The organism is Kitasatospora sp. NPDC018058, from assembly GCF_044327205.1.
Taxonomy (GTDB): domain Bacteria; phylum Actinomycetota; class Actinomycetes; order Streptomycetales; family Streptomycetaceae; genus Kitasatospora.
Map to the genome: position 1 here is coordinate 92,184 of NZ_JBIRFA010000004.1, position 21,007 is coordinate 113,190.

Here is a 21,007-nt window from a genome sequence, read left to right on the forward strand (position 1 = left end):
GAGTGGGATGCCCGTCGGCCGCCGTCGGCCGCCGTCGGCCGGGGCGGTAGCAGGCCTCAGCAGCCGGGGTCGGCCGTCAGGACGGCCTGGGTCTTGGGGCCGTAGACGCCGTTCTCGCCCTTGATGTGGTTCTCGCGCTGGTAGTCGGACAGCACCGTCCGGGTCCAGTAGTCGAAGGTGCCGGTGACGATCGAGCTGTCGACCATTCCGCACTCGGCGGTGTAGAGCTGCTGCTGCATCGCCTTGACGTCGGGTCCGCTCATCCCGAGCTGGAGCAGCCGAGGCGTGGGCGTCGCGGTGGGCGTGGGGGTCGGCGTCGGCGTGGGGGTGGGGGTGGGTGTCGGGGTGGGGGCCGGCGTCGGCGTGTGGGCCGGTGTCGGGGTGGGGGTGGGCGTCCTGGTCGGGCTGGGTCTGGCCGTCCGGGTCGAGGTCGGGGTCGGCGTGTCGCTGGTGGGGGCCGGGGAGGCCGGGGGCGGGGCGGCCTGGGTGGGCGGGTCCGACGGCGCGGGGGCGAGCGTGGTGGTGGGCAGCGGGTCCGCGCGGTGGGACGGCTCGGGCGAGGGCGTCACGGCGTACGCGAGGCCCACGGTCAGCGCCAGTAGGCCCGCGCCGACGCCCGCGATCAGCAGCTTGTGCTGGGCGAACGGGCTCTGCGCGGCCTGCTCGGCCGCCCGTCGCGCGGCCCGTCCGCCGGCGGGACCGGCCCCGGGCTCGGACGCCGGGTGGTCGAACGGGAAGTAGCCGATGTCCTCCCCGGCGCCGGGCGGGACCGGGGGCAGGGCGGTGGTGGCGTACGCGTCCGGCGCGGGGCCCGGCACGGGCGGCAGCACGGTCGTCGCGTAGGCGTCCGCGTCCGGCCCCAGCGGAGGTGTGACGGGCGGTTGGGCCGACTGCATCGGCTGCACGGCGTGCACGGGCTGCATCGGCTGGACCGGGGGCAGGACGGTGGTCGCGAACGGGTCCCCGGCCGGCGGGAGCTCCTCCGCCACCTGGCCGGCCGACTGCGGCACGTACGGGCGCACCAGCGGCGGGCCCTCGACGTGCGGGAGCACGGTGGTCTCCGCGAGGCTCGGATCCGGGAGGCAGCCGCACCCGGTTGAGCGTGCGGCGCCGCACGTCGGGCAGTGCTGGTCCGGCATCGGCCGGTCCTCCTCGGGTCTCGGGTCTCGCGATCGCGCCTGATTATGCAGGACGTCCCGGAGGGTGGACAGGGGCGTCCGGCCCCCGGCGGGGGTGTTGTGCCGGTTGGTGGTGGTTGGCTCCCGGGGAAACCGCCGAAACGCGTGGGACGGGCCCGGCGCTTACGTTCGGCTCAACCGGGCGGAACAAACCAGGACATATCTGCCAGCATGGGGAACTGGGAGTGATCATCCCCACGGGCGCCCGGTCGTCCGGCCCCGCGACCCTACGGAGAGGCCATGCCGCCTGTGGAGAGGCCATGACGGACCCGCTCGCCGCGTCCGACCGGAGCCCGGCGAACGAGCCCGGCCCGCCGGGGGTCGCCGCCCCCAACCTGTGGGTGCCGATCGGCGCCCTGCTGCTGGCGATGCTGCTCGCCGCCCTCGACCAGACCATCGTCTCCACCGCGCTGCCCACCATCGTCAGCGACCTCGGCGGCCTGGAGCACCTGTCCTGGGTGGTCACCGCCTACCTGTTGGCCTCCACCGCCGCCACCCCGCTCTGGGGCAAGCTCGGCGACATGTACGGCCGGAAGCGCTTCTTCCAGGCCTCCATCGTGATCTTCCTGATCGGCTCGGTACTGTGCGGAATCGCCCGGAACATGGGCGAGTTGATCGCCTTCCGGGCTCTCCAGGGCCTGGGCGGCGGCGGACTGATGGTGCTCTCCCAGGCGATCGTCGGCGACCTCGTCCCGCCCCGGGACCGCGGTAAGTACCAGGGGCTGTTCGGCGCCGTCTTCGGCGTCACCAGCGTGCTCGGGCCGCTGCTCGGCGGGCTGTTCGTCGACCACCTCAGCTGGCGCTGGGTCTTCTACATCAACCTGCCGATCGGCGTGGTCGCCCTGGTGGTGATCGCCGCGGTGCTGCACGGGCTGGAGGTCCGGCGGGAGCACCGGATCGACTACCTCGGCACCGTGCTGATCGCCGCCGTCGCCACCTGCCTGGTGCTGATGACCTCGCTCGGCGGCACCACCTGGGCCTGGAGCTCCTGGCGGATCGTCGGCCTGGGAGTGCTCGGGCTGGTGCTGCTGATCGCCTTCATCGAGGTCGAGCGCACGGCCGCGGAGCCGGTCCTGCCGCTGCGGCTGTTCCGCTCGCAGACCTTCAGCCTGGTCGCGGTGATCTCCTTCGTGGTCGGCTTCGCGATGTTCGGCGCGCTCACCTACCTGCCGACCTTCCTCCAGGTGGTCCAGCAGGTGTCGCCCACCATGTCCGGCATCCACATGCTGCCGATGGTGCTCGGCATGCTGGTCACCTCGATCGGCTCCGGCCAGATCGTCGCCCGCACCGGCCACTACCGGACCTTCCCGATCGCCGGCACGGCCGTCACCACGGTCGGCCTGCTGCTGCTCTCCCGGCTGGACGAACACAGCAGCACCACCGAGATGAGCCTCTACTTCCTCGTCTTCGGCCTCGGGCTGGGCCTGGTGATGCAGGTGCTGGTGCTGATCGTGCAGAACTCGGTCGACTACCAGGACCTCGGCGTGGCCACCGCGGGCGCCACCTTCTTCCGCTCCATCGGCGCCTCCTTCGGCGTCTCCGTCTTCGGGACGCTCTTCACCGGCGGCCTGCGCTCCCGGCTCGCCGACGCCCTGGCCGGCCGGCCGCTCCCGCCGGGCTTCCACGTGGAGGCGATCACCTCCGACCCCCGGCTGATCACCCGGCTGCCGCCCACCGTCCAGGCCGGGGTCCACCACGCGTACGCCGAGTCGATCACCCGGGTGTTCCTGTACGCCGCGCCCGTCGCGGCGGTCGCCTTCGTCCTGTCGCTCTTCCTGCCCGAGCAGAAGCTGCGCTCCACCGTGACCGCGCCGGACCTCAGCGAGTCCATCGGGCTCAACCCGGTCGAACGCAGCTCGCTGGACGAAATCGCCCGCTCCCTCTCGGTGCTCAGCACCCGGGAGGCCCGGCGGGACCTGTTCCGGCAGATCACCGCCACCGCCGGACTCGACCTGCTGCCGGCCTCCAGCTGGCTGCTGCTCCAGATCCACCACCACGGCTCGATGGAGCCCGCCGAACTGGCCGAGCACCGGATCATCCCGATCGCCGTCGTCGAAGAGGCCGTCCGCGAGGTGGAGGGCCGGGGCCTCGCCGCCCGCACCGGCAGCCGGTTGCTGCACCTCACCGAAGCGGGGGAGGAGACGGCGCTGCGTCTGGTCGAGGCCCGGCGCACCCAACTCTGCGAGCTGCTGGGCGACTGGGACGAGAAACAGTACGCGGACCTCGCCGAACTGCTCACCCGGCTCAGCACGACCCTCTGCGCCGACCTCCGGGACCGGCCGGACCCGGTCGGACCGGAGCCGCCGTACCGGGGCGAGGGCCGGTCGTTCTGACGGCGGCCCGGTTCTCCCGCGCGCCCTACGGCGCGCCGAACCAGCGGGGGGTGTCGAGCCGGAACGGGTCCCCGGGGGCGAGCCGCCGCAGGCCGTCCTCGACCTGGCGGAGCTGCTCCTCGCCGAGGGCCTGTGACCACTCCGCGCGCAGCTCGTCGAAGATCCGCGCCGAGCGGACCAGGCAGTCCACCCCCCGGTCGGTGAGGCGGACCACCTTGCGCCGGGCGTCGGCGGGATCGCTGCCGCGCTCGACGTAGCCGAGCTGTTCCAGGTTCTCGACCGTCTTGCCCGCCGCCTGCTTGGAGACGCCGAGCCGCCGTCCGAGTTCGACGGCGGTGGTGCCGTCGGGGCCGATCGCCTGGAAGACGAAGCCGTGCATCGGGCGCAGGTCGGGGTGCCCCTCGCGGGCGATCCGCTCGTGCAGCTCGTCGATGATCGTCCGAAAGGCGAACAGCAGGCGCAGCGGCAGCTCGAAGCCGGGCGGGGCGGGCTCAGTTGACACGATAGACAACCTCATTGACCATATAGACAACGTCATTGTCCATCTTAGGGGGTTCCTTCGCCATGCCCGTGATCCGTTCAGTCGACGCCCGCCGCACCGAGACCCCGAACGCCGTCATGACCACCTGTGCCTCGCCCACCCAGGGCTCGACCTCCCTCGCCCTGTGGCGAGTTGACATGCAGGCCGACGCGCAGGGCCCGCTGCACGCCATGGACGCCGAGCAGATCTGGACCTTCCTGACCGGTTCCGTGACGGTGGACCTGGCCGGGGAGTCCCACACCCTCGGCGCCGGCGACACCCTCGTCCTCCCCGCCGACGCGCCCCGCCGGATCTCCACCACCGACGGCTTCACCGCCCTCGTCGCCTCCACCTCCCCCTCTCACGCCTACAACCCCGACGCCGTCACCCCGCCCGGCGCCTGCGCCCTCGCCCCGCGCGACGACCGGCGCGTCCTCCCGCCGTGGGTCGCCTGACCTGCCCGCGTGAGGTGTAGGAGACTGCTGACCGTAGGCAGCAACCGAGCCGGAGCCCGCACCCGGGACCCCGGCGGAGGAGAAGGAGCGGCATGCCCGTCGTCAAGATCAACGTACTGACCGTCCCCGCCGAGCAGCGCGAGACTCTGGAGCAGCGCTTCGCCCACCGTGCGCACGCCGTCGAAAGCTCTGACGGGTTCGAGTGGTTCGAGCTGCTCCGCCCGGTCGAGGGCACCGACCAGTACCTCGTCTACACCCGCTGGCGCGACGAGGAGTCCTTCCAGGCCTGGATGGAGGGCCCCATGAAGGCGGCTCACCAGCACGGCGGCGAGGGCGAGGCTCCCAAGCGCCCGGCCGCCTCCGGTTCCACCCTCTGGTCCTTCGACGTCGTCCAGTCGGCGGGCCCGAAGGCCTGACGATCGGACAGGGCGAACGGCGCGTCCCGGGTTCACCGGGGCGCGCCGTTCGATGTCCGGGGCCGTCGGTCGTCAGGCCGCGGCGGCGTAGAGGACTTCGCGCAGGCCCGGGACGGTTTCGCGGTCGGCGCGCCAGACGAGGCGGAGGTGGAGGGGCGGGGGGTCGAGGGGGAGGCGGATGAGGGTGCCGGCGGTGAGGGGGTCGCGGACGGCGAAGTCGGGGAGGAGGGCGATGCCGAGGCCCTGTTCGGCGCAGGCGCGGGTCACGGCGACGCCGCCGGTGCGGACGCGTTCGACGTCGTGGCCGAGCAGGCGTTCGCCGGCCAGCCAGAACGAACAGGCGGGCGCGTTGACCAGGAGGCGTTGGCCGCTGAGGTCCTCGCGGGTGAGGGTGGTGGCCCGGGCCAGCGGGTGGGCGGGGGCGGCGACCAGGGCGAGCGGGACGTCCTTGAGGTCGAGGTAGTCGAGCGGGGCGGGCGGGAGGTAGAAGCCGAGTTCGCCGAGCGGGCCGGCGGTGTCCAGGATCAGCGCGGCTTCCAGGGCCCCGGCGGCGACGCCGCCGAGCAGGGCGTCCCGGGCGGTATCGGTGTGCAGGGAGACGTCCAGGTCGGGCCGGCGTTCGGCGAGGCGGGCCAGGACGGCCGGGACGTGGGTGGCCGCGATGGTCTCCAGGGCGCCGAGGCGTAGCCGGGCCCGGTCGGCGACCACCTCGCGGCGGGCCTGGTCGGCCTGGTCGAGCAGCTTGCGGGACCAGGGCAGCAGCCGCTCGCCGGCCGGGGTGAGGGTCATCCCGCGCGGGGCCCGGTCGAACAGCTCGATGCCCAGGCTGCGTTCGAGGGTGCGGATCTGCTCGGAGACGGAGGACGGTGCGAGGCCGAGCGACACCGCCGCCGCGGTGACGGTGCGGTGGGCGACGACGGCTTCGAAGACGCGCAACTGACGGAGTTCCACTGGATTCCTCGGTTCCCCCGAACGGCCGGCCGTGGTGTGGTCGTGGTCATGTCGGTGCTGGTGTTGCGGGACAGCGTACGGGGGCGTTCGGGTATTCCGAACGGTGTATGAGGGATCGGCGGTGGAGCGGGCCGGGGCGGCGCAGCAGAGTGGGTGGCCGATCCCCCCACTGACTTGGAGAAATCCGATGACTGCTCCTGTCCTTGTCTCCGGTTCGGCCGGACCGGCCGAACCGCCGGGGGCGACCCGCCTGCGCGCCCTGCTGGGCATCTCGCTCGGCTACTTCATGGTGCTGCTCGACACCACCGTCCTCGCGGTCGCCGAGCCCGACTTGGCCTCCTCGCTGGGCAGTTCGACCGCCGGACTGCAGTGGGCCGTCACCGGCTACAGCGTCGCCTTCGGCGCGCTGCTGCTGTCGGCCGGGGCCGCCGCCGACCGCTACGGCGCCCACCGGGCCTTCCGCTTCGGCATCGCCGCCTTCGGCGTCGGCTCGCTGCTGAGCGCGTTCGCGCCGGACATCCGGACGCTGGTGCTGCTGCGCGCCGTACTGGGCGTCGCGGCGGCGGCCTGCGTGCCGGCCAGCATGGCGCTGATCACCCGGCTCTACCCCGAACCGGCCGAGCGGGCCCGGGCGGTGGCCGTCTGGGCGGCGGTCAGCGGCTGTGCGATGGCTTTCGGGCCGCTGGTCGGCGGGGTGCTGGTCGACGTCGCCGGGTGGCGGGCGGTGTTCCTGGTGAACGTCCCGCTGGCGGTGCTGGTGCTCGGCCTGGTCGCCGGGCGGGCGGTGTACGGGCCGCGCGGGGAGCGCCGCATCGACTGGTGGGCCCAGCTGGCCGCCTGCGCGACCCTCGCGCTGTTCACCGACGCGCTGATCGCGCTCGGAAACTCCGAGTGGATGCAGGTGGGTTGGGCGGGCGTCGGAGCGGTCGCGGCCTGCCTCGCCTTCGTCCGGCGCGAGCGGCGCAGCCCCGCCCCTGTGCTGCAGCCGGCCGTGCTGCGGGCGCGCGGGATGGGTGCGGTGCTGCTGGCGGGTGCGGCGGTGAACTTCGCGATGCTGGGCGTGCTGTTCCTGCTGCCGCTGCTGCTGCAGGGGGAGTTGGGGCTGTCGCCGACGGCGGCCGGGTTGGCGTTCCTGCCGATGACCCTGCCGCCGGGCTTCAACCCGCTGCTCACCGGGCGGATCGTGGCCAAGGTCGGCCCGTGGAAGCCGGTGCTGGGCGGGCTGGTGCTGCTGGCCGTCGGTTGCGCGGTGTTCGCCGTGGCCGTGCTGCTCGGCACGCCGTACCCGCTGCTGGCCGTGGGCCTGTTGGCGGCCGGCTTCGGGGTCTCCTTCGCCCTGCCTGCGCTGATCACCGCCGTGGTCACCACGGCGCCGGAGGGCAGCGCCGGTGCGGCGGGCGGCCTGCTCAACGCCGTACGGCAGGTCGGCGCCACCGTGGGCGTGGCGGTCACGGGCGCCTTCGTCGGCGGCGGTGACGGCGAGTTCGCGGTGGCGCTGCTGGTCCCGGCGGCGATGTGTGCGCTGTCCGCCGTGCTGGTGCGGCGGAGCCGGGCAACCGTCCGACGGTTCAGGGCGGCGGAGTCGAGGTAGGCGCGGTTGGGGAGGGAACGGCTCAGGAAGGCAGCGTCCAGCGCTGGTTGGGGCCCGCGTGGCAGTCCCAGATCTGCAGCCGGGTCCAGTCGGCGCTGCTGCCGCCGCGGGCGTCGAGGCAGCGGTTGGAGGCGGGGTTGAGGAGGGTGCCGTCGCCGCGGGGTTGCCAGCGTTGGGCGCCGGTGCCGTTGCAGTCGTAGAGCTGGGCGGGGGTGCCGGCGGCGGTCCAGCCGTTGGTGACGTCCAGGCACTTGCCGAACACCCTCAGTGAGCCGTCCTGTTGGACGGACCAGTCCTGCGCGCCGGTGGAGTTGCAGTGGTAGAGCTGCACGGCGCTGCCGTTGGTCGTCGCCGCGCGGTCGATGTCCACGCACTGCCCGGCGATGCCGGTCAGCGGGCCGCTCGGGCGGGGGGTGGCCCAGCGTTGCTCGGCGGCGCCCGAGCAGTCCCGCAGCAGAAGTCGGCCGTCGGCGGTGGCGAGGCAGCGGCCGGAGGCCGGGTGGAGGAGCGAGGTGTCCGGGCGCAGACGCCACACCTGGTCGGTGCCCTGGGCGGTGCTCTGGGCGCAGTCCCGTAGCCGGACGGCGGCGCCGTCGGCGGAGCCGTCCGGGGTCAGGCAGCCGTCGAGCACGCCGATGCTGCCGTCCGAGCCGACCGTGACGTCCTGGGCCGCCGTTCCGGCGCAACCAGCCGTCCGTACCGACTCGTTGGTGTCCGTGGCGGCGGCCTCGGCGTCCAGGCAGGAGCCGTCGGCGCCGGTGATCCGTCCGGACCAGGCGGAGACGGCGGGGGAGTCCGGGACGAGCGCGGCGCCCTGCAGCCTCGGCGTGCGGGAGGAGGAGCCGACCGTCAGACCGTACTGGCCGCCGGGGACCCGCCAGCCGTGGGCGTCGGTGTCCCAGGTGGCGAAGGAGGAACGGTCCAGCCGGAGTTGCACGTGCGTCGAACGGCCCGGCTCCAGCGTGACCTTGTCGAAGGCCTTGAGCTGCTGCGGCGGTTCCCCGGCGGCGGACGGGAAGGAGACGTACAGCTGGGGCACTTCGGTGCCGGTGCGGCTGCCCCGGTTGGTGAGGTCGAAGCCGACGCCGACCCGCCCGGCGGGGTCCGGGCCGGTCACGGTGAGGTTGGCGTAGTCGAAAGTGGTGTACGAGAGGCCGTGGCCGAAGGGGAAGAGCGGGGCGGTGCCGCTCGCGTCGTACCAGCGGTAGCCGACCTTGAGGCCCTCGGTGTAGTGGTAGGCGCCGTCCGTGCCGGGGTACTGGGAGGCGCCCTGGACCGGGGTGGCGTTCGCCGAGGTCGGGAAGGTGACGGGCAGCCGCCCGGCCGGGTCGGTGTCGCCGAACAGCACGTCGGCGAGCGCGGCGCCGCTCTGCTCGCCCGGGTACCAGGCCTCGACCACGGCCGGTACCGCGTCCAGCCACGGCATGGTGACCGGCCCGCCGGTGTTCAGCACCACCACCGTGCGCGGATTGGCCTTGGCGACGGCCCGGATCAGCGCGTCGTCCGCTGCGGCGAGGTCGAGGGAGGCGCGGTCCGCGCCCTCGGTCTCCTCGTCGCCGACCACCACCACGGCGGCGTCCGCCCCGGCGGCCACCGAGGCCGCCGCGTTCGCGTCGTCGCCCGGGTGGTAACGCACGGAGACCCCCGCTCCCGCCCTGGCGGCGATGCCCTGGCGGGGCGTCACCGTCTGCTCGGTGTAGGGGGTGACGTGCGAGGATCCGCCGCCGCCGGTGTACGCCCGGTCCGCCCACGGGCCGATCACCGCGACGGACGTGAGCCGGGTGGAGTCCAGCGGCAGTGTCGCCCCCTGGTTGCGCAGCAGCACCGTCCCGGCGGCGGCCGCGGTCCGGGCGTCGCGTGCGCCGGCGGCCGGGTCGGAGGCGGGCGGCTGCCCGCCGTCGAGCGCCCCGGTGCGGGCCATCAGCCGCAGTACCCGGCGGACCTGGTCGTCCAGTACGGCCGGGGCGAGCCGCCCGTCGGCCACCGCGGCGGGCAGGTCGGCGAAGTACGTCGAGCCGCCGAACTCCTGGTCCAGGCCGCCGGTCGCCGCGTTGACGGCGGAGTGGGTGGCCGGGTAGTCGGAGCCGACCACCCCGTCGAAGCCCCAGCGGCCCTTCAGCACATCGCGCAGGAACGGGAAGTGCTCGCACGCCCAGATGCCGTTGACCGGGTTGTAGCCGCACATCGCCGACCAGGCCCGGCCGCTCCGGACGGCCGCCCGGAAGGCCGGCAGCTCGATCTCGGTCAGCGTACGCTCGTCGACCTCCGAGCTGTACGACTGGCGGTTGTCCTCCTGGTTGTTGGCGGCGTAGTGCTTGACCTGCGCGGCGATGTTCCGCGCCTGGATGCCGCGCACCTCGGCGGCGGCGAGCTGCCCGGCGAGGAACGGGTCCTCGCCCAGCGTCTCGAAGTTCCGCCCGCCCTGCGGGATTCGTACGATGTTCACCATCGGCCCGTACAGCACCTGGTAGCCGCGTGCCCTCGCCTCACGGCCCAGGACGTCGCCGTACGTCGCGGCCAACGCGGGGTCGAAGGCGGCGGCCAGCGCCACGGGCGCGGGCAGGGCGGTCGCGGGTCGGCCGTCCCGGACACCGGCCGGGCCGTCGGACAGCAGCAGCGGCGGGATGCCGAGACGGGGGACGCCCCGGACGTAGCCGACGGAGTTCACGCCGTTCGGGGCGCCGACGCCGCGGAGGAGGGTGGCTTTCTCGTCGGTGGTGAGTTGGGAGAGCAGCGACTCGATCCGCTGCTCCTGTGGGGAGCCGGCCCCGGGGCGCTGTGGGGTGGCTTCGGCGTTCGCGGCGCTGCTGGCGGCCAGCAGGAGGCAGCCGCCGAGCCCGAGCCGGAGGAGTCGCGCCCTCAGGGGGATACGTCGCATCATGGCAACCACCGATCGACGGAGTCGGACCGAGCCGGGCGGGCCTGGAGGAATGACGGTCCGTCAAATTTACGGCGCACCGGGGCGGGACGGCAGGTGGCGCGCAAGGGCGTGTCGTGTACGTTCGGGGCGCGCCGGGCCGTGTCGCCGGGCCTCCACAGAGACGTTTAGCCGAAAAGCTCAGTCGGCGAGCGTGGCGTCCAGGTACTCCTGCACCGGTCCGAACATCGGCGACGGCACGTACTCGGGGAGTTCGCCCCGGGCCACCCAGGCGAGGGCGTCCAGCTCCTCGGTGTCCGCGACCGTGGCGATGCCGCTGACGAACTCGCAGACCGTGTACGACATCCGGCGGCCGTTCTGCGGATGAAGCCGCCCGCCGAGGTCGCGGGCGGCTGCTATGCGCAGCCCGGTCTCCTCGGCGGTCTCGCGGACCGCCGCCTGCGCAGGCGACTCACCGGGCGCGATCCGTCCCGCCGGGAACTGCCAGGAGAGCTGCCCCTCGGCGACTCGCCGCCGCACCATCAGCACCCGGCCATCCTGTACGACGATCGCAACGGCGATGCCGGGGAGTCCCTCGGTGCTGTGCTCGGCCATGCGTGCTCCTCCGGGGCCTTGGGTGCTGAACGCCATTGTGGCGTCGGCCCCCGGCCGGCGGGACTCCATCGGCTTCGTGTCGTCCCGGCCCCGGCCCGTCGGCTACGGGGCCTCGGGTCCGTAGAGCGCGGCCGGTGCGGCGGTGGCCAGGGCCCAGTAGCGGTCGCCGTACGACCAATGCCACCACTCCGTCGGGTAGTTGACCAGCCCGGCGCCGGCCAGGACGCCGCTGAGCAGCCGCCGGTTGGCGCGGGCCTGCGGGCTGATGCCGTCGGCGTCGGTGTAGCAGGCCCCGGCGCTCTCCTCGGGGCTCGCGTTGACCCTGGTCCCGAGGTCCAGCTCGCGGCCGTCGGCGTCGACGAGGGTGAGGTCGACGGCGGCACCGGCACTGTGCGGCGCGATCTCAGGCGGCGAGACGTACCGGCTGGCCGCCGACCTGATCCGGCCGTCCGGCCAGTCGGGGTTCGCGGTGCGCAACTCGGCGGCGTACTCGTCGAAGTAGCGCCTCTGGAGGGCCGGCGGCCGGTAGCCCTCGACGAACAGCAGGCGGAGGCCGTCCGGCAGCTTCGTCTGGGCGTCGAGGAGTCGGTCCAGGACGCCGAACCGCAGCCGCGCGAACGCGCCGGTGCCGTCCTGCTTGCGGCCGTCGACCAGCAGCCCGGGACCGCGTACGTCCACGAGCCGCTCGCCGCACTCCCGGACCGGGACCGCGGCCACCTTCGGGTCTGACATGAGGATGATGCTGTTCAACAGGGCCCCCTCGGTGGGCGATTGGGTGGTTCGCCGAACCATTCTCACCGACCGTCGTCGATAGCGTGATCGTCTCAACGTACTTGGAGGTCCTCATGCCCGTTGTCATCGCCACGATCAAGACCAAGCCCGGCCGCCGCGACGAAGTCCTGGCCGCCTTCGAGAAGCACACCCCGGCCATCCACGCCGAGAACGGCTGCGAGCTCTATGCCGTCCACGCCGGCACCGACCGCGTCACCGTGGTCGAGAAGTGGGCCGACCAGGCCAGCCTGGACGCCCACGGCGCCGGCGACCCCCTGGCTGCCATCGCCGCTGCCGTCACCGACGCGCTCGCCGAGCCCCTCGACATCGCGGTCATGGAGCCCTTCGCTGCTGGAGGCGCGGCCAAGGGCCTGATCTGACCGTCGTAGGCCAAGCGCCCCCCGGCCGAGCAGGTCGGGGCGCGCCAGGTGCGCGTCGAGTTGATGACGGGCTCGGAAGGCGTGTTCGCAGATCTCCGGGCTCAACGTGGCTGCCGTCAAGCTCCTGGGCGAGCGCGTGCACCCGAAGACCGGTCGGATGATGTCGTATGCCGCGTGTGAGGTTGTGAGCGGCGCGGCTGCGGTGGTGGACACCGACGAGCTGGACGCGCTGGCCTGGGTGACTCTCCCCGAGATCCCCGAGTACGTACCGTACGGGCTCTTCGGACCGGTTCAGGAGTACCTGGACGCTGTTCTCAAGCGCTGACCAGATCGAGTATTTGAGCGCGCCCCGGGCTTGCGAGCCCGGGGCGCGCCGGGTTGTGCGCGCTTGCGCCGCCTGAATGGGTGACGTGAGTGGGAGTTTGACGCGTGGTTACGGCATTACGGTGAACATTGCGATGCCGGGTGCCTGGAGGGGCGCCCGGTGCATGGGCAAAAGTGAGCCCCGGCGGTGCTGGAACACCCCGGGGTATGGCACCGGAGAAGGAGCTCCAGATGCAGATTCATCGTATCCCGCAGCATGCTCCCGGGTACACGATCCTCGACAACGGCCACGTCGTGCGTAAGCACTCGCTGAGTTGGGCGGCGCGCGGGCTCCTCGGCTACCTGCTCAGCCTGCCGGATGGGGCGCGTGAAGACGTGCGCACGCTCGCCGCGAAGAGCGTTGAGGGACGGACGGCCATCTCGCGGGCGCTGCGGGAGTTGGAGACGGCCGGGCACTACGTTCGGCGGACGCTCCGGGATCCGGTGACGGGGCAGATTCGGACGGTCGTCTCGGTTCATGAAGTGCCGGTGGTGGGGAAGGCGGTTCACGCCATGCCGCCGCTTCCCGTGTCTCCGGCCGCCGGGTTGCCTGGAGCTGGAACGGCAGGCGCCGGGACGGCGGGAAGCCCTTCCAAGGAAGTGAGGGTGTAGGCCTTCTCGTTGAGGTCGCCCAGGTAGCCGCCGTTCGGGCGCCAGCCGGCATCGGTCATCGCCTTCCGGGTGATGTCGACGTCCTCCCAGTCGAGTTCCGCCATCCCGGCGATCTGGGCGGCCAGTTCGGGCCCGACGGGGCAGGTCGCGACGATCCAGGGGTCGTCTTCGTCGTCTTCGTCGATGTCGAGGGGCTCGTCGGACACTGGGGAACTCCCGTTCGGCTCACGGTTCGGGAGTTCACCCTAGTGGCAGGCCCGATCAGAGCGAGTCGCGGACCTTGATGTAGCCGTTCTCGACCACGAACTTCTGGTTCTGGTTGGCCGCGCCGCAGGTGTACAGGAAGACGTTGTCGCCGTTGTCGCGGTCGTTGCCGACGTCGATGCACATCTCGTCGGCGGTGCCGGCGGTCCGCTGCAGGACGAACGAGCCCTCGCGCAGCAGCCAGGTCTGGTTGGCGCGGGCGGCCTGGGTGTACTCGCAGGCCCAGATCCGGACGTTGTCGCCGTTCTCGCCCGTGTAGTCGGCGTCGAGGCACATCTCCTGCGCCGTCCCCACCGTGTCGGCGACCTTCACCCGGCCCCCGTCCAGGACGAAGCGCTGGTTGGTGTGGCCGAGGCACTGCCAGATCCGGACGTTGTCGGCGTTGAAGCGGGTGTTGCCGACGTCCAGGCACATGGCGGATGAGGTCCGGGGCGGCGTGGCGACGTTGAGGGTGCCGTTGTCGATGGTGTAGATCGTGCCGTTGCTGGGGTCGCTGTAGCGGAAGCTGCCGTTGCCACGCGGGAGGGTGGTGTCGTCCGGCGCGTACGGGTCGACGGTGACCTGCGGGGAGAACCGGAAGTAACCGCCTGACGGCCAGCCGCTGTTGCCGCCGTTGCGGCCGTATCCCTCGCAGGTGAGGGTGCGGTTCGCGTTGCTGAGGGTGCAGTTGCGCAAGCCGACGTTGTTGCCGGTCCAGGACGCGCCGTCGCCGCTGTACTCGGTGGGGACGGTGGTCTGGGCGGGGAAGGTGGTGTTGCCGGGAGCGGTGAAGACCGCCGTCATGCCGGAGGGCGGGAGCAGGCCGGCGCCGCCGGTGTTCTGGTATGTCCACGGGACGGCGCCGGTCTGGCCGGGGGCGATGGTGACGGTGGCGGGCACGTCGCGGCCGATGAAGGTGACGGCGGCGGCGGGGGAGGCGAAGGCGGCAGCGAGCGCGACGGTCGTCGCGGCGATGGTCGCGGTACGGGCGAGGGTTCGGATCACGGTCGCGATGATCGTGGACGAACGGGAAGATCGAAGGCGCACGGCGCGCCGGGGAAACGGCGGTTCACCCGCCTGGCGGGCGGAAGTCGACCGGCGCGTCGAAGGCCGCGCGCCGCGTGGTGCGGCGCAGCGCGCGCAGGACGGGCGTGCCGAGGGTGAGGCACAGGACGACCGTGAGCGCCGCGCGTGTCAGGTCCCAACCCAGCGACGTGGCGAGGCAGTAGGCGGCGAAGCGGACCAGGTTGGCGGGCAGCGGATCGCCGGGGACGAAGGAGACGGAGCCGGCCAGCCCGCCGATGTACGGCCAGCCCTGCACGTTCATGATCGTGCCGTACAACACGGACGACAGCGCGCCGTAAACGGCCAGCAGCAGCAGTTCGCGGCGGCCGCGAAGAGTGCCGGAGCCGGGCAACAGGCCCGCGCCGAGGCAGACCCAGCCCATCGCGAGCATCTGGAACGGCAGCCACGGCCCGACCCCGCCCGTGAGCAGCGCGGACGCGAACATCGACAGGGAACCCAGGACGAAGCCGAAGCCGGGCCCCAGCACCCGCCCCGACAGCACCATCAGGAAGAACATCGGCTCCAGCCCCGCCGTCCCCGCGCCCAGCGGCCGCAGCGCGGCACCGGCAGCCGCCAACACCCCCAGCAGCGCAACGGACTTGGCGTCCAGCCCGGGCGCCCCACCACCCGCCGCACGCCCTTCGGAGATCTGCGCGATCACGACGGCGAGCAACAACGGCAGCAGCAGCGCGAACAGCCACGGCGCGTCGGCGGAGTGGCCGACCAGGGCCGACTTGGTGGAGGCGAGCAGCGGCCAGCCGAAGGCCGTCACGCCGACGAAGGACACCAGCAGCAGCGTCGCGATCGACCGGCGCCCGAGCGGAACAGGACGGCTGCTCATGCGCTCAGCGCCTCCGCGACCTGCTGGACGGTGAGCCACGGCCCGGGCGCCAGCACCTTGGCGACCTGCGGGGCGAAAGCGGGCGAGGAGACCACGACCTCCGCCGTCGGCCCGTCCGCGACGATCTCGCCCTCGGCCAGGATGAGGGTCCGGTGCGCCAGTTCGGCGGCCAGCTCGACGTCGTGCGTGGCCAGCAGCACGGCATGGCCCTCCGCTGCCAGGTCGCGCAGGATCTCCACCAGCCGGGCCTTGGCGGCGTAGTCGAGGCCGCGGGTCGGCTCGTCCAGGAGCAGGAGCGGGGGGCGGGCGGTGAGCACCACGGCGAGGGCGAGGGTGAGCCGCTGGCCCTCGGAGAGGTCGCGCGGGTGCGCGGTGTCGGCGATGCCGGGCAGCAGGCGTTCGACCAGGGCGCGGCACGAACCCGCGACAGCGCCCGCGTCCGCATCCGCGGCGGTGCACTCGGCGGCGACGCTCTCGCCGTACAGGAGGTCGCGCGGGTCCTGGGGGACCAGGCCGACCTGGCGGATCAGTTCGGCGGGGCGGGTCCGGTGCGGGGTGCGGCCGCCGACGGTGACACTGCCGGAGGCGGGGGCGTGCAGGCCGACCAGGCTGCCGAGCAGGGTGGACTTGCCGGCGCCGTTGCGGCCCATCAGGGCGGTGATCTCGCCGGGGCGCAGCGCGAGGTCCACGCCGCGCAGGGCGTGCACCGGGCCGCGTCGGACGGCGAGGCGGTCGGAGACGGCGATCGGTGCACCGCCCGAAGCGCCGCCGGCGGCGGGTGCGCGGCCGTCCAACTCGGCGCGCAGGGAGGCCGCCTTGCGGCGGGCGTCGCGGACGGACAGCGGCAGCGGCCGCCAGCCCGCGAGCCGGCCGAGGCCGACCACCGGCGGGTGCACCGGCGAGTGCGCCATCACCTCGGCCGGTTCGCCCAGCACCGGGGGCGTGCCCGGGGTGAGCAGCAGCACCTGGTCGGCGTACTGGACGACCCGTTCCAGCCGGTGTTCGGCCATCAGCACGGTGGTGCCGAGGTCGTGCACCAGCCGCTGGAGGACGGCGAGCACCTCCTCGGCCGCGCCGGGGTCGAGTGCCGAGGTGGGTTCGTCCAGGACCAGTACGCGCGGGTGCACGGTGAGCACCGAGCCGATGGCGACGCGCTGCTGCTGGCCGCCGGAGAGGGAGCCCAGCGCCCGGTCGCGCAGGTCGGCGAGGCCGAGCAGGTCGAGGGTCTCCTCGACCCGGCGCCGCATGACGTCGCCCGGCAGGCCCAGGGACTCCATGCCGTAGGCGAGTTCGTCCTCCACGGTGTCGGTGACGAACTGGGCCGGCGGGTCCTGGCCCACCGTGCCGACCAGGTCGGCGAGTTCGCGCGGCCGGTGCTCGCGGGTGTCGCGGCCGCCGACGGTGACCCGGCCGTGCAGCACGCCGCCGGTGAAGTGCGGCACCAGGCCGCTGACCGTCCCCAGCAGGGTGGACTTGCCGGAGCCGGACGGGCCGACCAGCAGGCAGAGTTCGCCCTCGGGGACGGTGAGGTCGACGTCGTCGAGAACGGGCGCTTCGGAGTCCGCGTACCGTACGGAGACCTGCTCGAAGGTGATCACGATGCCCTCCGGGGCGGGGTCGGGGCGGCGAACGCCGGTACCAGGCCGAGCAGTACGGTCAGCACGGCGGCCAGCGGCAGCACGGGGACGGTCGGCGGGACGATGGTGGGGGCGAAGGCGGCCGGGTCCTGGGCGGCCAGGTAGGTGGTGAGGGCCGCCACGGCGGCGCCGGAGCCCGCCGTGAGCCACTCGGGCAGGGCCCAGGGATCCGGCCGGTAGCGGGTTCTGACCGACCGTCGATTGCCGAGCAGCAGTCCGGCGAAGGCGGCGGCCAGGCCGAGCAGCAGGACGGGCAGTGCCCAGCCGGCGCCCCCGGCGGTCAGCAGTCCGTACGCGGCCAGGCAGACCCCGAGCAGCCCGGCCAGGGTGAGCGCGGCGGTCGCCCGGGCGAGCGCGCGCGGGACGTCGGCGGTGCGGCCGAAGCCGCGGGTGTCCATCGCCGCGGCCAGCGCGATGGACCGCTCCAACGCGCCCTCCAGGACGGGGAGTCCGACGCTCAGCACGGCCGCGACGCCCTTGTCCGTACGGCCGCGCAGGCGGCGGGCGGCGCGCAGCCGGCGGACGTCGTCGACCAGGTTGGGGGCGAAGGTCATCGCCACCACCACGGCCACGCCCGCCTCGTAGAGCGCGCCGGGGAGGGCGCGCAGCAGGCGGGCCGGGCTGGCGAGGGAGTTGGCGGCGCCCACGCAGATCAGCAGGGTGGCCAGCCGTAGCCCGTCGTACAGCGCGGCGAGCAGGCCCTCGACGGTGACCCGTCCGCCGATCCGTATGCCCTGCGCCCAGGCGGGGAGCGGGACTTCGGGCAGGGTGAACAGCACGTGGGTGCCGGGGATCGGGGAGCCGAGCAGCACGGCGAAGGTCAGGCGGATGCCGAGGACGACCAGGCCGAGGCGCAGGAACGCCCCGTACGAACGGGACCAGGGCGAATCGCCGCGCCGCGCCGCGACCACGTACCCGGCGGTCGCGGCGAGCAGCAGCAGGATCGCCGGGTTGGTGGTGCGGGTGGCCGCCGCGCCCAGCCCGAGCGCCCACAACCACCAGGCCCCGGGGTGCAGTTGGCGGGGGCCGGTGGGCGGTCGGGTGCTGCGGGCGGTGCTGCTCACGGATCTGTTCTGTCCTGGGAGACGGGGCAGGGGTCAGGGGTTGCGGGCAGGGGTCAGGGGTTGCGGCGGCGCGCCTGCCAGACGGCGCCCCCGGCCAGGACGGCGACCAGTGCGCCGCCGGCGACCAGGCCGATGTTCGGGTCGCTGTCGCTGTCGCCGCCGGTCTGCGGGCCGGCCTTGGCGGTGCTGTCCGGCCGCGCGGCGGCCGCACCCAGTTGCTCGGCGCAGCCCGCCTTCGGATAGCCGGCGATGGCGCACAGCAGGCTGTTGGTGTCGTAGCGCAGCGGCGGCGCGACGGCGGCCAGCACCTCGGCCGAACTGGCGCGCGGCGCGACGCTGGCGCAGGCGGTCCGCTGCTCGGGCGGCTGTGCGGCGGACGACCCGGCGTCCTCGGCGGTCCCGAAGTCCAGCAGGACGGCGACCCGCTTGTGGCCGTCCTGCGCGGGCGTGCCCGCGCAGATCTCGTCGAAGCGCGCCTGAGCGCGGGGCTTCGCGGCCTCCTGCCCGCCGTCGGGGCTGACGGCGAACCGCCACCCGTCGACCGCCCCGTCCGGCGGCACGGCGATCGCGGGCCCCTGCTGCTGGTACATCCACGCCCCGCCGTCGGCCCCGCGCCAGAACGACCAGTACCGGTATCCGGAGGCGGCCCGCGCGGGCGCGGCGGTGGCGAGGAGCAGCAGCGCGCCGAGCAGCGCGAGGAGAACCCGGGTCGGCGAGCCGCCTCCGGCACGCGGGGCGCGGGCCCGGCCCGCCGGAGGGTGAACCACCGGGCGCATCAGAGGTTCGGGTTGCGCTTGCGCTGGAGGCTGAGCAGCAGGCCTCCGCCGATGCCGATGAGGAGGCCGACGATGATCAGCCAGACCTGGCCCATGCCGTCGCTCTTCTTCGACGACGGGGTCGCCGCCTCCGAGGAGGTGGCGGTGGCCTTGGGGGCCGGGCCGAGGGCGGTGAGCTGGCCGGCGAGGGCGGCAGGGTCGCGGTGGGCGGCCTGGCTGACCAGGAGCAGGGTGGCGGTGGCGGCGGCGTCGGTGCCGTCCTTGGTCCAGGTGGAGCCCTGTCCCTCAAGCCAGCCGACGGCGTCGGTGGCCTGGTCGGGGTGGCCGCTCTGGATGAGGGCGAGCGCGGCCCAGGCGGTGGCGGTGTAGTCGGGCTTGGGATCGGAGCCCGGGGTGGTGAGGGTGAGGTGCTCGCCGCCCGCCGTGAGCTGGCTGGTGAGGTAGGCGCCGACGGCCTCGCCCGCCTCGGCGTGCGGGACGGTCGCGGGCGCGGAGCCGTCGGCGCACGCGAGGGCCTTGGGCGCCGTGTCGGCGCGCACCGAGGTGGCGACCGGCAGGTGTCCGCCGGCGGCGGCGAGCGCGGCCTGGGCGCTCGCCAGGGTGTTGGGGGTGAGGGCGCCGGCGGCGGGGTCCGGCTGGTAGCCGAAGGCGCCGCGCTGGTCGGCGGGGGCGGTGCAGCCGAGCTGGAAGTGGGCGAGGCCGTCGAAGGCGTTCTTCCCGGTCGCGCCGTCGCTTCCCGCCTTGGCGACGCTCGCCGGGTCGGTCCGGGCCGCGAACAGCGCGTTGACGGCGAGTCCGGTGGAGTTGGCGTCGCCCGGGATACCGGGGTTGTAGGGCCAGCTGCCGTCGGCGTTCTGATTGGCCTTGAGCCACTTCACGCCCTTGTCGACGGCGTCCTGGTGCCCGCCGACGGCGACCAGCGCCTGGATGGCGACGGAGGTGGCGTTGCTGTCCTCGGTCTTGGCGTCGCAGGCCGCGCCGGCTGCCCGGTAGGAGGGCCAGCCGCCGTCCTCGCACTGCTGCCCGGTGAGCCACGCGACCGCGGAGTCGGCCGGGGTGACCTTGGCCGCCGACAGCGCGGTGAGCGCCAGCGACTGCCGCCAGACGCCGTCGTACGTGGGGTCGCTCTTGCCGTACAGGCCCTCCGGCAGGGGGGTCGACGGCGAGGGGCTGTCGGCGAGGGCCGGTCCGGCGGCGACGCCGGCGAGCAGCGCGGCGGACAGGGCGGCGGCGCCCAGTCGGGCGGCGGTGTGCATGGTGCGGGTGTGCCTTTCGGTGAGCGGTGGTGGCCCGGGCGGGGCCCTTCCGTGGTTCTCGGCGGGTGCCGGGCGCGGGCGCCCGGGCCAGGGCCTGTCTCGTGGATCCTTTGGACCCTTTGGATCCTCTGGATCGTTTGGACTCTTTGAACCCATGCCGGGGCCGCGACGCCCGTCGACTCTAGCCGCCGGGCCGGGCCGGACGGGCCCGGTGAGGCAGGAACAGGTTTCAGTCCGGTTCCGGTCCGAGCGTGGTCAGGCCAGCGTCAGCAGCCGTGCCGCGGTGTGCAGGTCGGCTCTCACCTCGGCGATCGAGGCGCGCCCGGAGAGCCAGGCGACCAGGGCCGAGTGCCAGGTGTGCTCGATCACCCGGACGGCCGCCCGCTGGCTCTCGCTGGGCGGCCCGGACTGGCCGATCGCATCCAGGATGAGCTGTCCGGTGGCGGCGCTGATCCGGTCCACCTCGGCCCCGACCGAGCGGTCGGCGAAGCACATCGAGCGGACCATCGCCTCGGCCAGCAGTGGTTCGCGCTGCAGCGCGTGGAAGGCCCGGGTGAGCGCGTCGGCGACCCGCAGGGCCGGCTCCCGGTCGGTCGGCGGGTGGCGCCGGATGTGGTCCTGGAGGCCCTGCAGCTGCTCCAGCATGACCGCGACCAGCAGGTGAACCTTGGACGGGAAGTACCGGTACAGCGTCCCGAGGGCGACCTGCGCGCTCTCCGCGACCTCCCGCATCTGCACCGCCTCGTACCCGCCGCGGGCGGCCAGCGCGGTGGCGGCCCGCAGGATGCGGCGGCGCCGTTCGGCCTGGCGCGCGGTCAGCGGCGGCTCGCCCGAGGGCGCGGAGGTGGGGCTCGCGGGCGTGGTCGGCGACGGCAAGTGTGCTCCCGGGGGGCGCGTGGGTGGCGGCGTGCTCCTGAAAGGTCGGCCCGAAGCCGTCCCGCGGTCGGTCGGCCCGGCGTGGCGGGAATCACCAGCCCTGGCTCCTGAGCGAAAGCTACGGGCCGGTATCTTCGAGGTCTCTCATTGTTCACACGGTCGATGACGAGTTCCACAGCCACTGAAACCTGATCTACTTTAGCGACC

At 73.7% G+C, this 21,007-nt stretch carries 20 protein-coding genes and 1 pseudogene; 7 read left to right on the forward strand and 14 right to left on the reverse strand.

Translation table 11 applies throughout. From position 1 onward, the window contains the following. Window positions 1-56: 56 nt before the first annotated feature. Window positions 57-1,139, reverse strand: a complete 1,083-nt coding sequence (locus ACH4E7_RS07255) for a peptidoglycan-binding protein (RefSeq protein ID WP_396248012.1) — start codon at window positions 1,137-1,139, stop codon at window positions 57-59. A gap of 299 nt (window positions 1,140-1,438) precedes the next feature. Between ACH4E7_RS07255 and ACH4E7_RS07260 the strand changes: the two genes are divergently transcribed. Continuing rightward, a complete protein-coding gene (locus tag ACH4E7_RS07260) occupies window positions 1,439-3,511 on the forward strand; it encodes a DHA2 family efflux MFS transporter permease subunit (protein WP_396248013.1) in 2,073 nt (690 codons plus the stop codon). A 25-nt stretch (window positions 3,512-3,536) separates the two neighbouring features. Here the strand turns inward: ACH4E7_RS07260 and ACH4E7_RS07265 are convergent, their stop codons facing one another. Continuing rightward, on the reverse strand, window positions 3,537-4,013 hold the full coding sequence (locus tag ACH4E7_RS07265) for a MarR family winged helix-turn-helix transcriptional regulator (RefSeq protein WP_396248014.1): 477 nt from the start codon (window positions 4,011-4,013) through the stop codon (window positions 3,537-3,539). A gap of 68 nt (window positions 4,014-4,081) precedes the next feature. On the opposite strand from ACH4E7_RS07265, the gene ACH4E7_RS07270 reads away from it, so the two are divergent. Together ACH4E7_RS07270 and ACH4E7_RS07275 are read left to right on the forward strand one after the other, a co-directional pair. Further along, window positions 4,082-4,486: a cupin domain-containing protein gene (locus ACH4E7_RS07270; RefSeq protein WP_396248015.1), complete on the forward strand. Its 405-nt coding sequence runs from the start codon at window positions 4,082-4,084 to the stop codon at window positions 4,484-4,486. A gap of 92 nt (window positions 4,487-4,578) precedes the next feature. Then, window positions 4,579-4,902 (forward strand): antibiotic biosynthesis monooxygenase family protein, encoded by a 324-nt coding sequence (locus ACH4E7_RS07275; RefSeq protein ID WP_396248016.1) that lies wholly within the window; start codon window positions 4,579-4,581, stop codon window positions 4,900-4,902. A 72-nt stretch (window positions 4,903-4,974) separates the two neighbouring features. Here the strand turns inward: ACH4E7_RS07275 and ACH4E7_RS07280 are convergent, their stop codons facing one another. Next, window positions 4,975-5,853, reverse strand: coding sequence for a LysR family transcriptional regulator (locus tag ACH4E7_RS07280; RefSeq protein ID WP_396248017.1), 879 nt, complete (start codon window positions 5,851-5,853; stop codon window positions 4,975-4,977). Between the two features lie 187 nt (window positions 5,854-6,040). Between ACH4E7_RS07280 and ACH4E7_RS07285 the strand changes: the two genes are divergently transcribed. Continuing rightward, window positions 6,041-7,444, forward strand: coding sequence for an MFS transporter (locus ACH4E7_RS07285; RefSeq protein WP_396248018.1), 1,404 nt, complete (start codon window positions 6,041-6,043; stop codon window positions 7,442-7,444). Window positions 7,445-7,466: 22 nt separating this feature from the next. On the opposite strand, the gene ACH4E7_RS07290 is transcribed toward ACH4E7_RS07285, so the two are convergent. The 3 genes from ACH4E7_RS07290 to ACH4E7_RS07300 form a co-directional block, all read right to left on the reverse strand. Then, window positions 7,467-10,325, reverse strand: coding sequence for a glycoside hydrolase family 3 C-terminal domain-containing protein (locus ACH4E7_RS07290; protein WP_396248019.1), 2,859 nt, complete (start codon window positions 10,323-10,325; stop codon window positions 7,467-7,469). A gap of 177 nt (window positions 10,326-10,502) precedes the next feature. Continuing rightward, on the reverse strand, window positions 10,503-10,916 hold the full coding sequence (locus tag ACH4E7_RS07295) for an NUDIX hydrolase (protein ID WP_396248020.1): 414 nt from the start codon (window positions 10,914-10,916) through the stop codon (window positions 10,503-10,505). Between the two features lie 102 nt (window positions 10,917-11,018). Further along, window positions 11,019-11,666, reverse strand: coding sequence for a M15 family metallopeptidase (locus ACH4E7_RS07300; RefSeq protein WP_396248021.1), 648 nt, complete (start codon window positions 11,664-11,666; stop codon window positions 11,019-11,021). A 95-nt stretch (window positions 11,667-11,761) separates the two neighbouring features. Between ACH4E7_RS07300 and ACH4E7_RS07305 the strand changes: the two genes are divergently transcribed. The 3 genes and pseudogenes from ACH4E7_RS07305 (at window position 11,762) to ACH4E7_RS07315 (ending at window position 13,042) form a co-directional block, all read left to right on the forward strand. Then, window positions 11,762-12,067: a putative quinol monooxygenase gene (locus tag ACH4E7_RS07305; RefSeq protein WP_396248022.1), complete on the forward strand. Its 306-nt coding sequence runs from the start codon at window positions 11,762-11,764 to the stop codon at window positions 12,065-12,067. Further along, window positions 12,064-12,392, forward strand: a pseudogene (locus tag ACH4E7_RS07310) (NUDIX hydrolase). Before ACH4E7_RS07305 ends, ACH4E7_RS07310 begins: the two are co-directional and overlap by 4 nt. Before the next feature lie 230 nt (window positions 12,393-12,622). Then, window positions 12,623-13,042, forward strand: a complete 420-nt coding sequence (locus ACH4E7_RS07315; RefSeq protein WP_396248227.1) for a helix-turn-helix domain-containing protein — start codon at window positions 12,623-12,625, stop codon at window positions 13,040-13,042. Here ACH4E7_RS07315 and ACH4E7_RS07320 read toward each other — a convergent pair. The 8 genes from ACH4E7_RS07320 to ACH4E7_RS07355 all read right to left on the reverse strand — a co-directional run bounded on the left by ACH4E7_RS07320 (window position 12,937) and on the right by ACH4E7_RS07355 (window position 20,800). After that, entirely contained in the window at window positions 12,937-13,248 is a 312-nt protein-coding gene (locus tag ACH4E7_RS07320) for a hypothetical protein (protein WP_396248237.1), read from the reverse strand. The genes ACH4E7_RS07315 and ACH4E7_RS07320 overlap by 106 nt on opposite strands. Before the next feature lie 55 nt (window positions 13,249-13,303). Next, complete coding sequence (locus ACH4E7_RS07325; protein WP_396248023.1) at window positions 13,304-14,290, reverse strand: RICIN domain-containing protein; 987 nt, start codon at window positions 14,288-14,290, stop codon at window positions 13,304-13,306. A gap of 64 nt (window positions 14,291-14,354) precedes the next feature. Further along, on the reverse strand, window positions 14,355-15,191 hold the full coding sequence (locus ACH4E7_RS07330; protein ID WP_396248024.1) for an ECF transporter S component: 837 nt from the start codon (window positions 15,189-15,191) through the stop codon (window positions 14,355-14,357). Beyond that, window positions 15,188-16,789, reverse strand: a complete 1,602-nt coding sequence (locus ACH4E7_RS07335; RefSeq protein ID WP_396248025.1) for an ABC transporter ATP-binding protein — start codon at window positions 16,787-16,789, stop codon at window positions 15,188-15,190. The genes ACH4E7_RS07330 and ACH4E7_RS07335 overlap by 4 nt, the downstream gene beginning before the upstream one ends. Then, window positions 16,786-17,892 carry a CbiQ family ECF transporter T component gene (locus tag ACH4E7_RS07340; RefSeq protein ID WP_396248026.1) on the reverse strand — a complete coding sequence of 369 codons (1,107 nt, stop codon included), beginning with the start codon at window positions 17,890-17,892 and terminating at the stop codon, window positions 16,786-16,788. The genes ACH4E7_RS07335 and ACH4E7_RS07340 overlap by 4 nt, the downstream gene beginning before the upstream one ends. A gap of 53 nt (window positions 17,893-17,945) precedes the next feature. Next, entirely contained in the window at window positions 17,946-18,668 is a 723-nt protein-coding gene (locus ACH4E7_RS07345) for an SCO2322 family protein (protein WP_396248027.1), read from the reverse strand. Beyond that, window positions 18,668-19,924 carry a prenyltransferase/squalene oxidase repeat-containing protein gene (locus ACH4E7_RS07350; RefSeq protein ID WP_396248028.1) on the reverse strand — a complete coding sequence of 419 codons (1,257 nt, stop codon included), beginning with the start codon at window positions 19,922-19,924 and terminating at the stop codon, window positions 18,668-18,670. The genes ACH4E7_RS07345 and ACH4E7_RS07350 overlap by 1 nt, the downstream gene beginning before the upstream one ends. A 255-nt stretch (window positions 19,925-20,179) precedes the next feature. Next, window positions 20,180-20,800: a TetR family transcriptional regulator gene (locus ACH4E7_RS07355; protein WP_396248029.1), complete on the reverse strand. Its 621-nt coding sequence runs from the start codon at window positions 20,798-20,800 to the stop codon at window positions 20,180-20,182. Window positions 20,801-21,007 lie beyond the last annotated feature (207 nt).

Excerpts from the sequence above, each read along its gene's own strand:
- ACH4E7_RS07255 (WP_396248012.1), bottom strand. The coding sequence starts at position 1,139 with ATGCCGGACCAGCACTGCCCGACGTGCGGCGCCGCACGCTCAACCGGG.
- ACH4E7_RS07260 (WP_396248013.1), top strand. The coding sequence starts at position 1,439 with ATGACGGACCCGCTCGCCGCGTCCGACCGGAGCCCGGCGAACGAGCCC.
- ACH4E7_RS07275 (WP_396248016.1), top strand. The coding sequence starts at position 4,579 with ATGCCCGTCGTCAAGATCAACGTACTGACCGTCCCCGCCGAGCAGCGC.
- ACH4E7_RS07285 (WP_396248018.1), top strand. The coding sequence starts at position 6,041 with ATGACTGCTCCTGTCCTTGTCTCCGGTTCGGCCGGACCGGCCGAACCG.
- ACH4E7_RS07290 (WP_396248019.1), bottom strand. The coding sequence starts at position 10,325 with ATGATGCGACGTATCCCCCTGAGGGCGCGACTCCTCCGGCTCGGGCTC.
- ACH4E7_RS07295 (WP_396248020.1), bottom strand. The coding sequence starts at position 10,916 with ATGGCCGAGCACAGCACCGAGGGACTCCCCGGCATCGCCGTTGCGATC.
- ACH4E7_RS07305 (WP_396248022.1), top strand. The coding sequence starts at position 11,762 with ATGCCCGTTGTCATCGCCACGATCAAGACCAAGCCCGGCCGCCGCGAC.
- ACH4E7_RS07315 (WP_396248227.1), top strand. The coding sequence starts at position 12,623 with ATGCAGATTCATCGTATCCCGCAGCATGCTCCCGGGTACACGATCCTC.
- ACH4E7_RS07330 (WP_396248024.1), bottom strand. The coding sequence starts at position 15,191 with ATGAGCAGCCGTCCTGTTCCGCTCGGGCGCCGGTCGATCGCGACGCTG.
- ACH4E7_RS07345 (WP_396248027.1), bottom strand. The coding sequence starts at position 18,668 with ATGCGCCCGGTGGTTCACCCTCCGGCGGGCCGGGCCCGCGCCCCGCGT.
- ACH4E7_RS07350 (WP_396248028.1), bottom strand. The coding sequence starts at position 19,924 with ATGCACACCGCCGCCCGACTGGGCGCCGCCGCCCTGTCCGCCGCGCTG.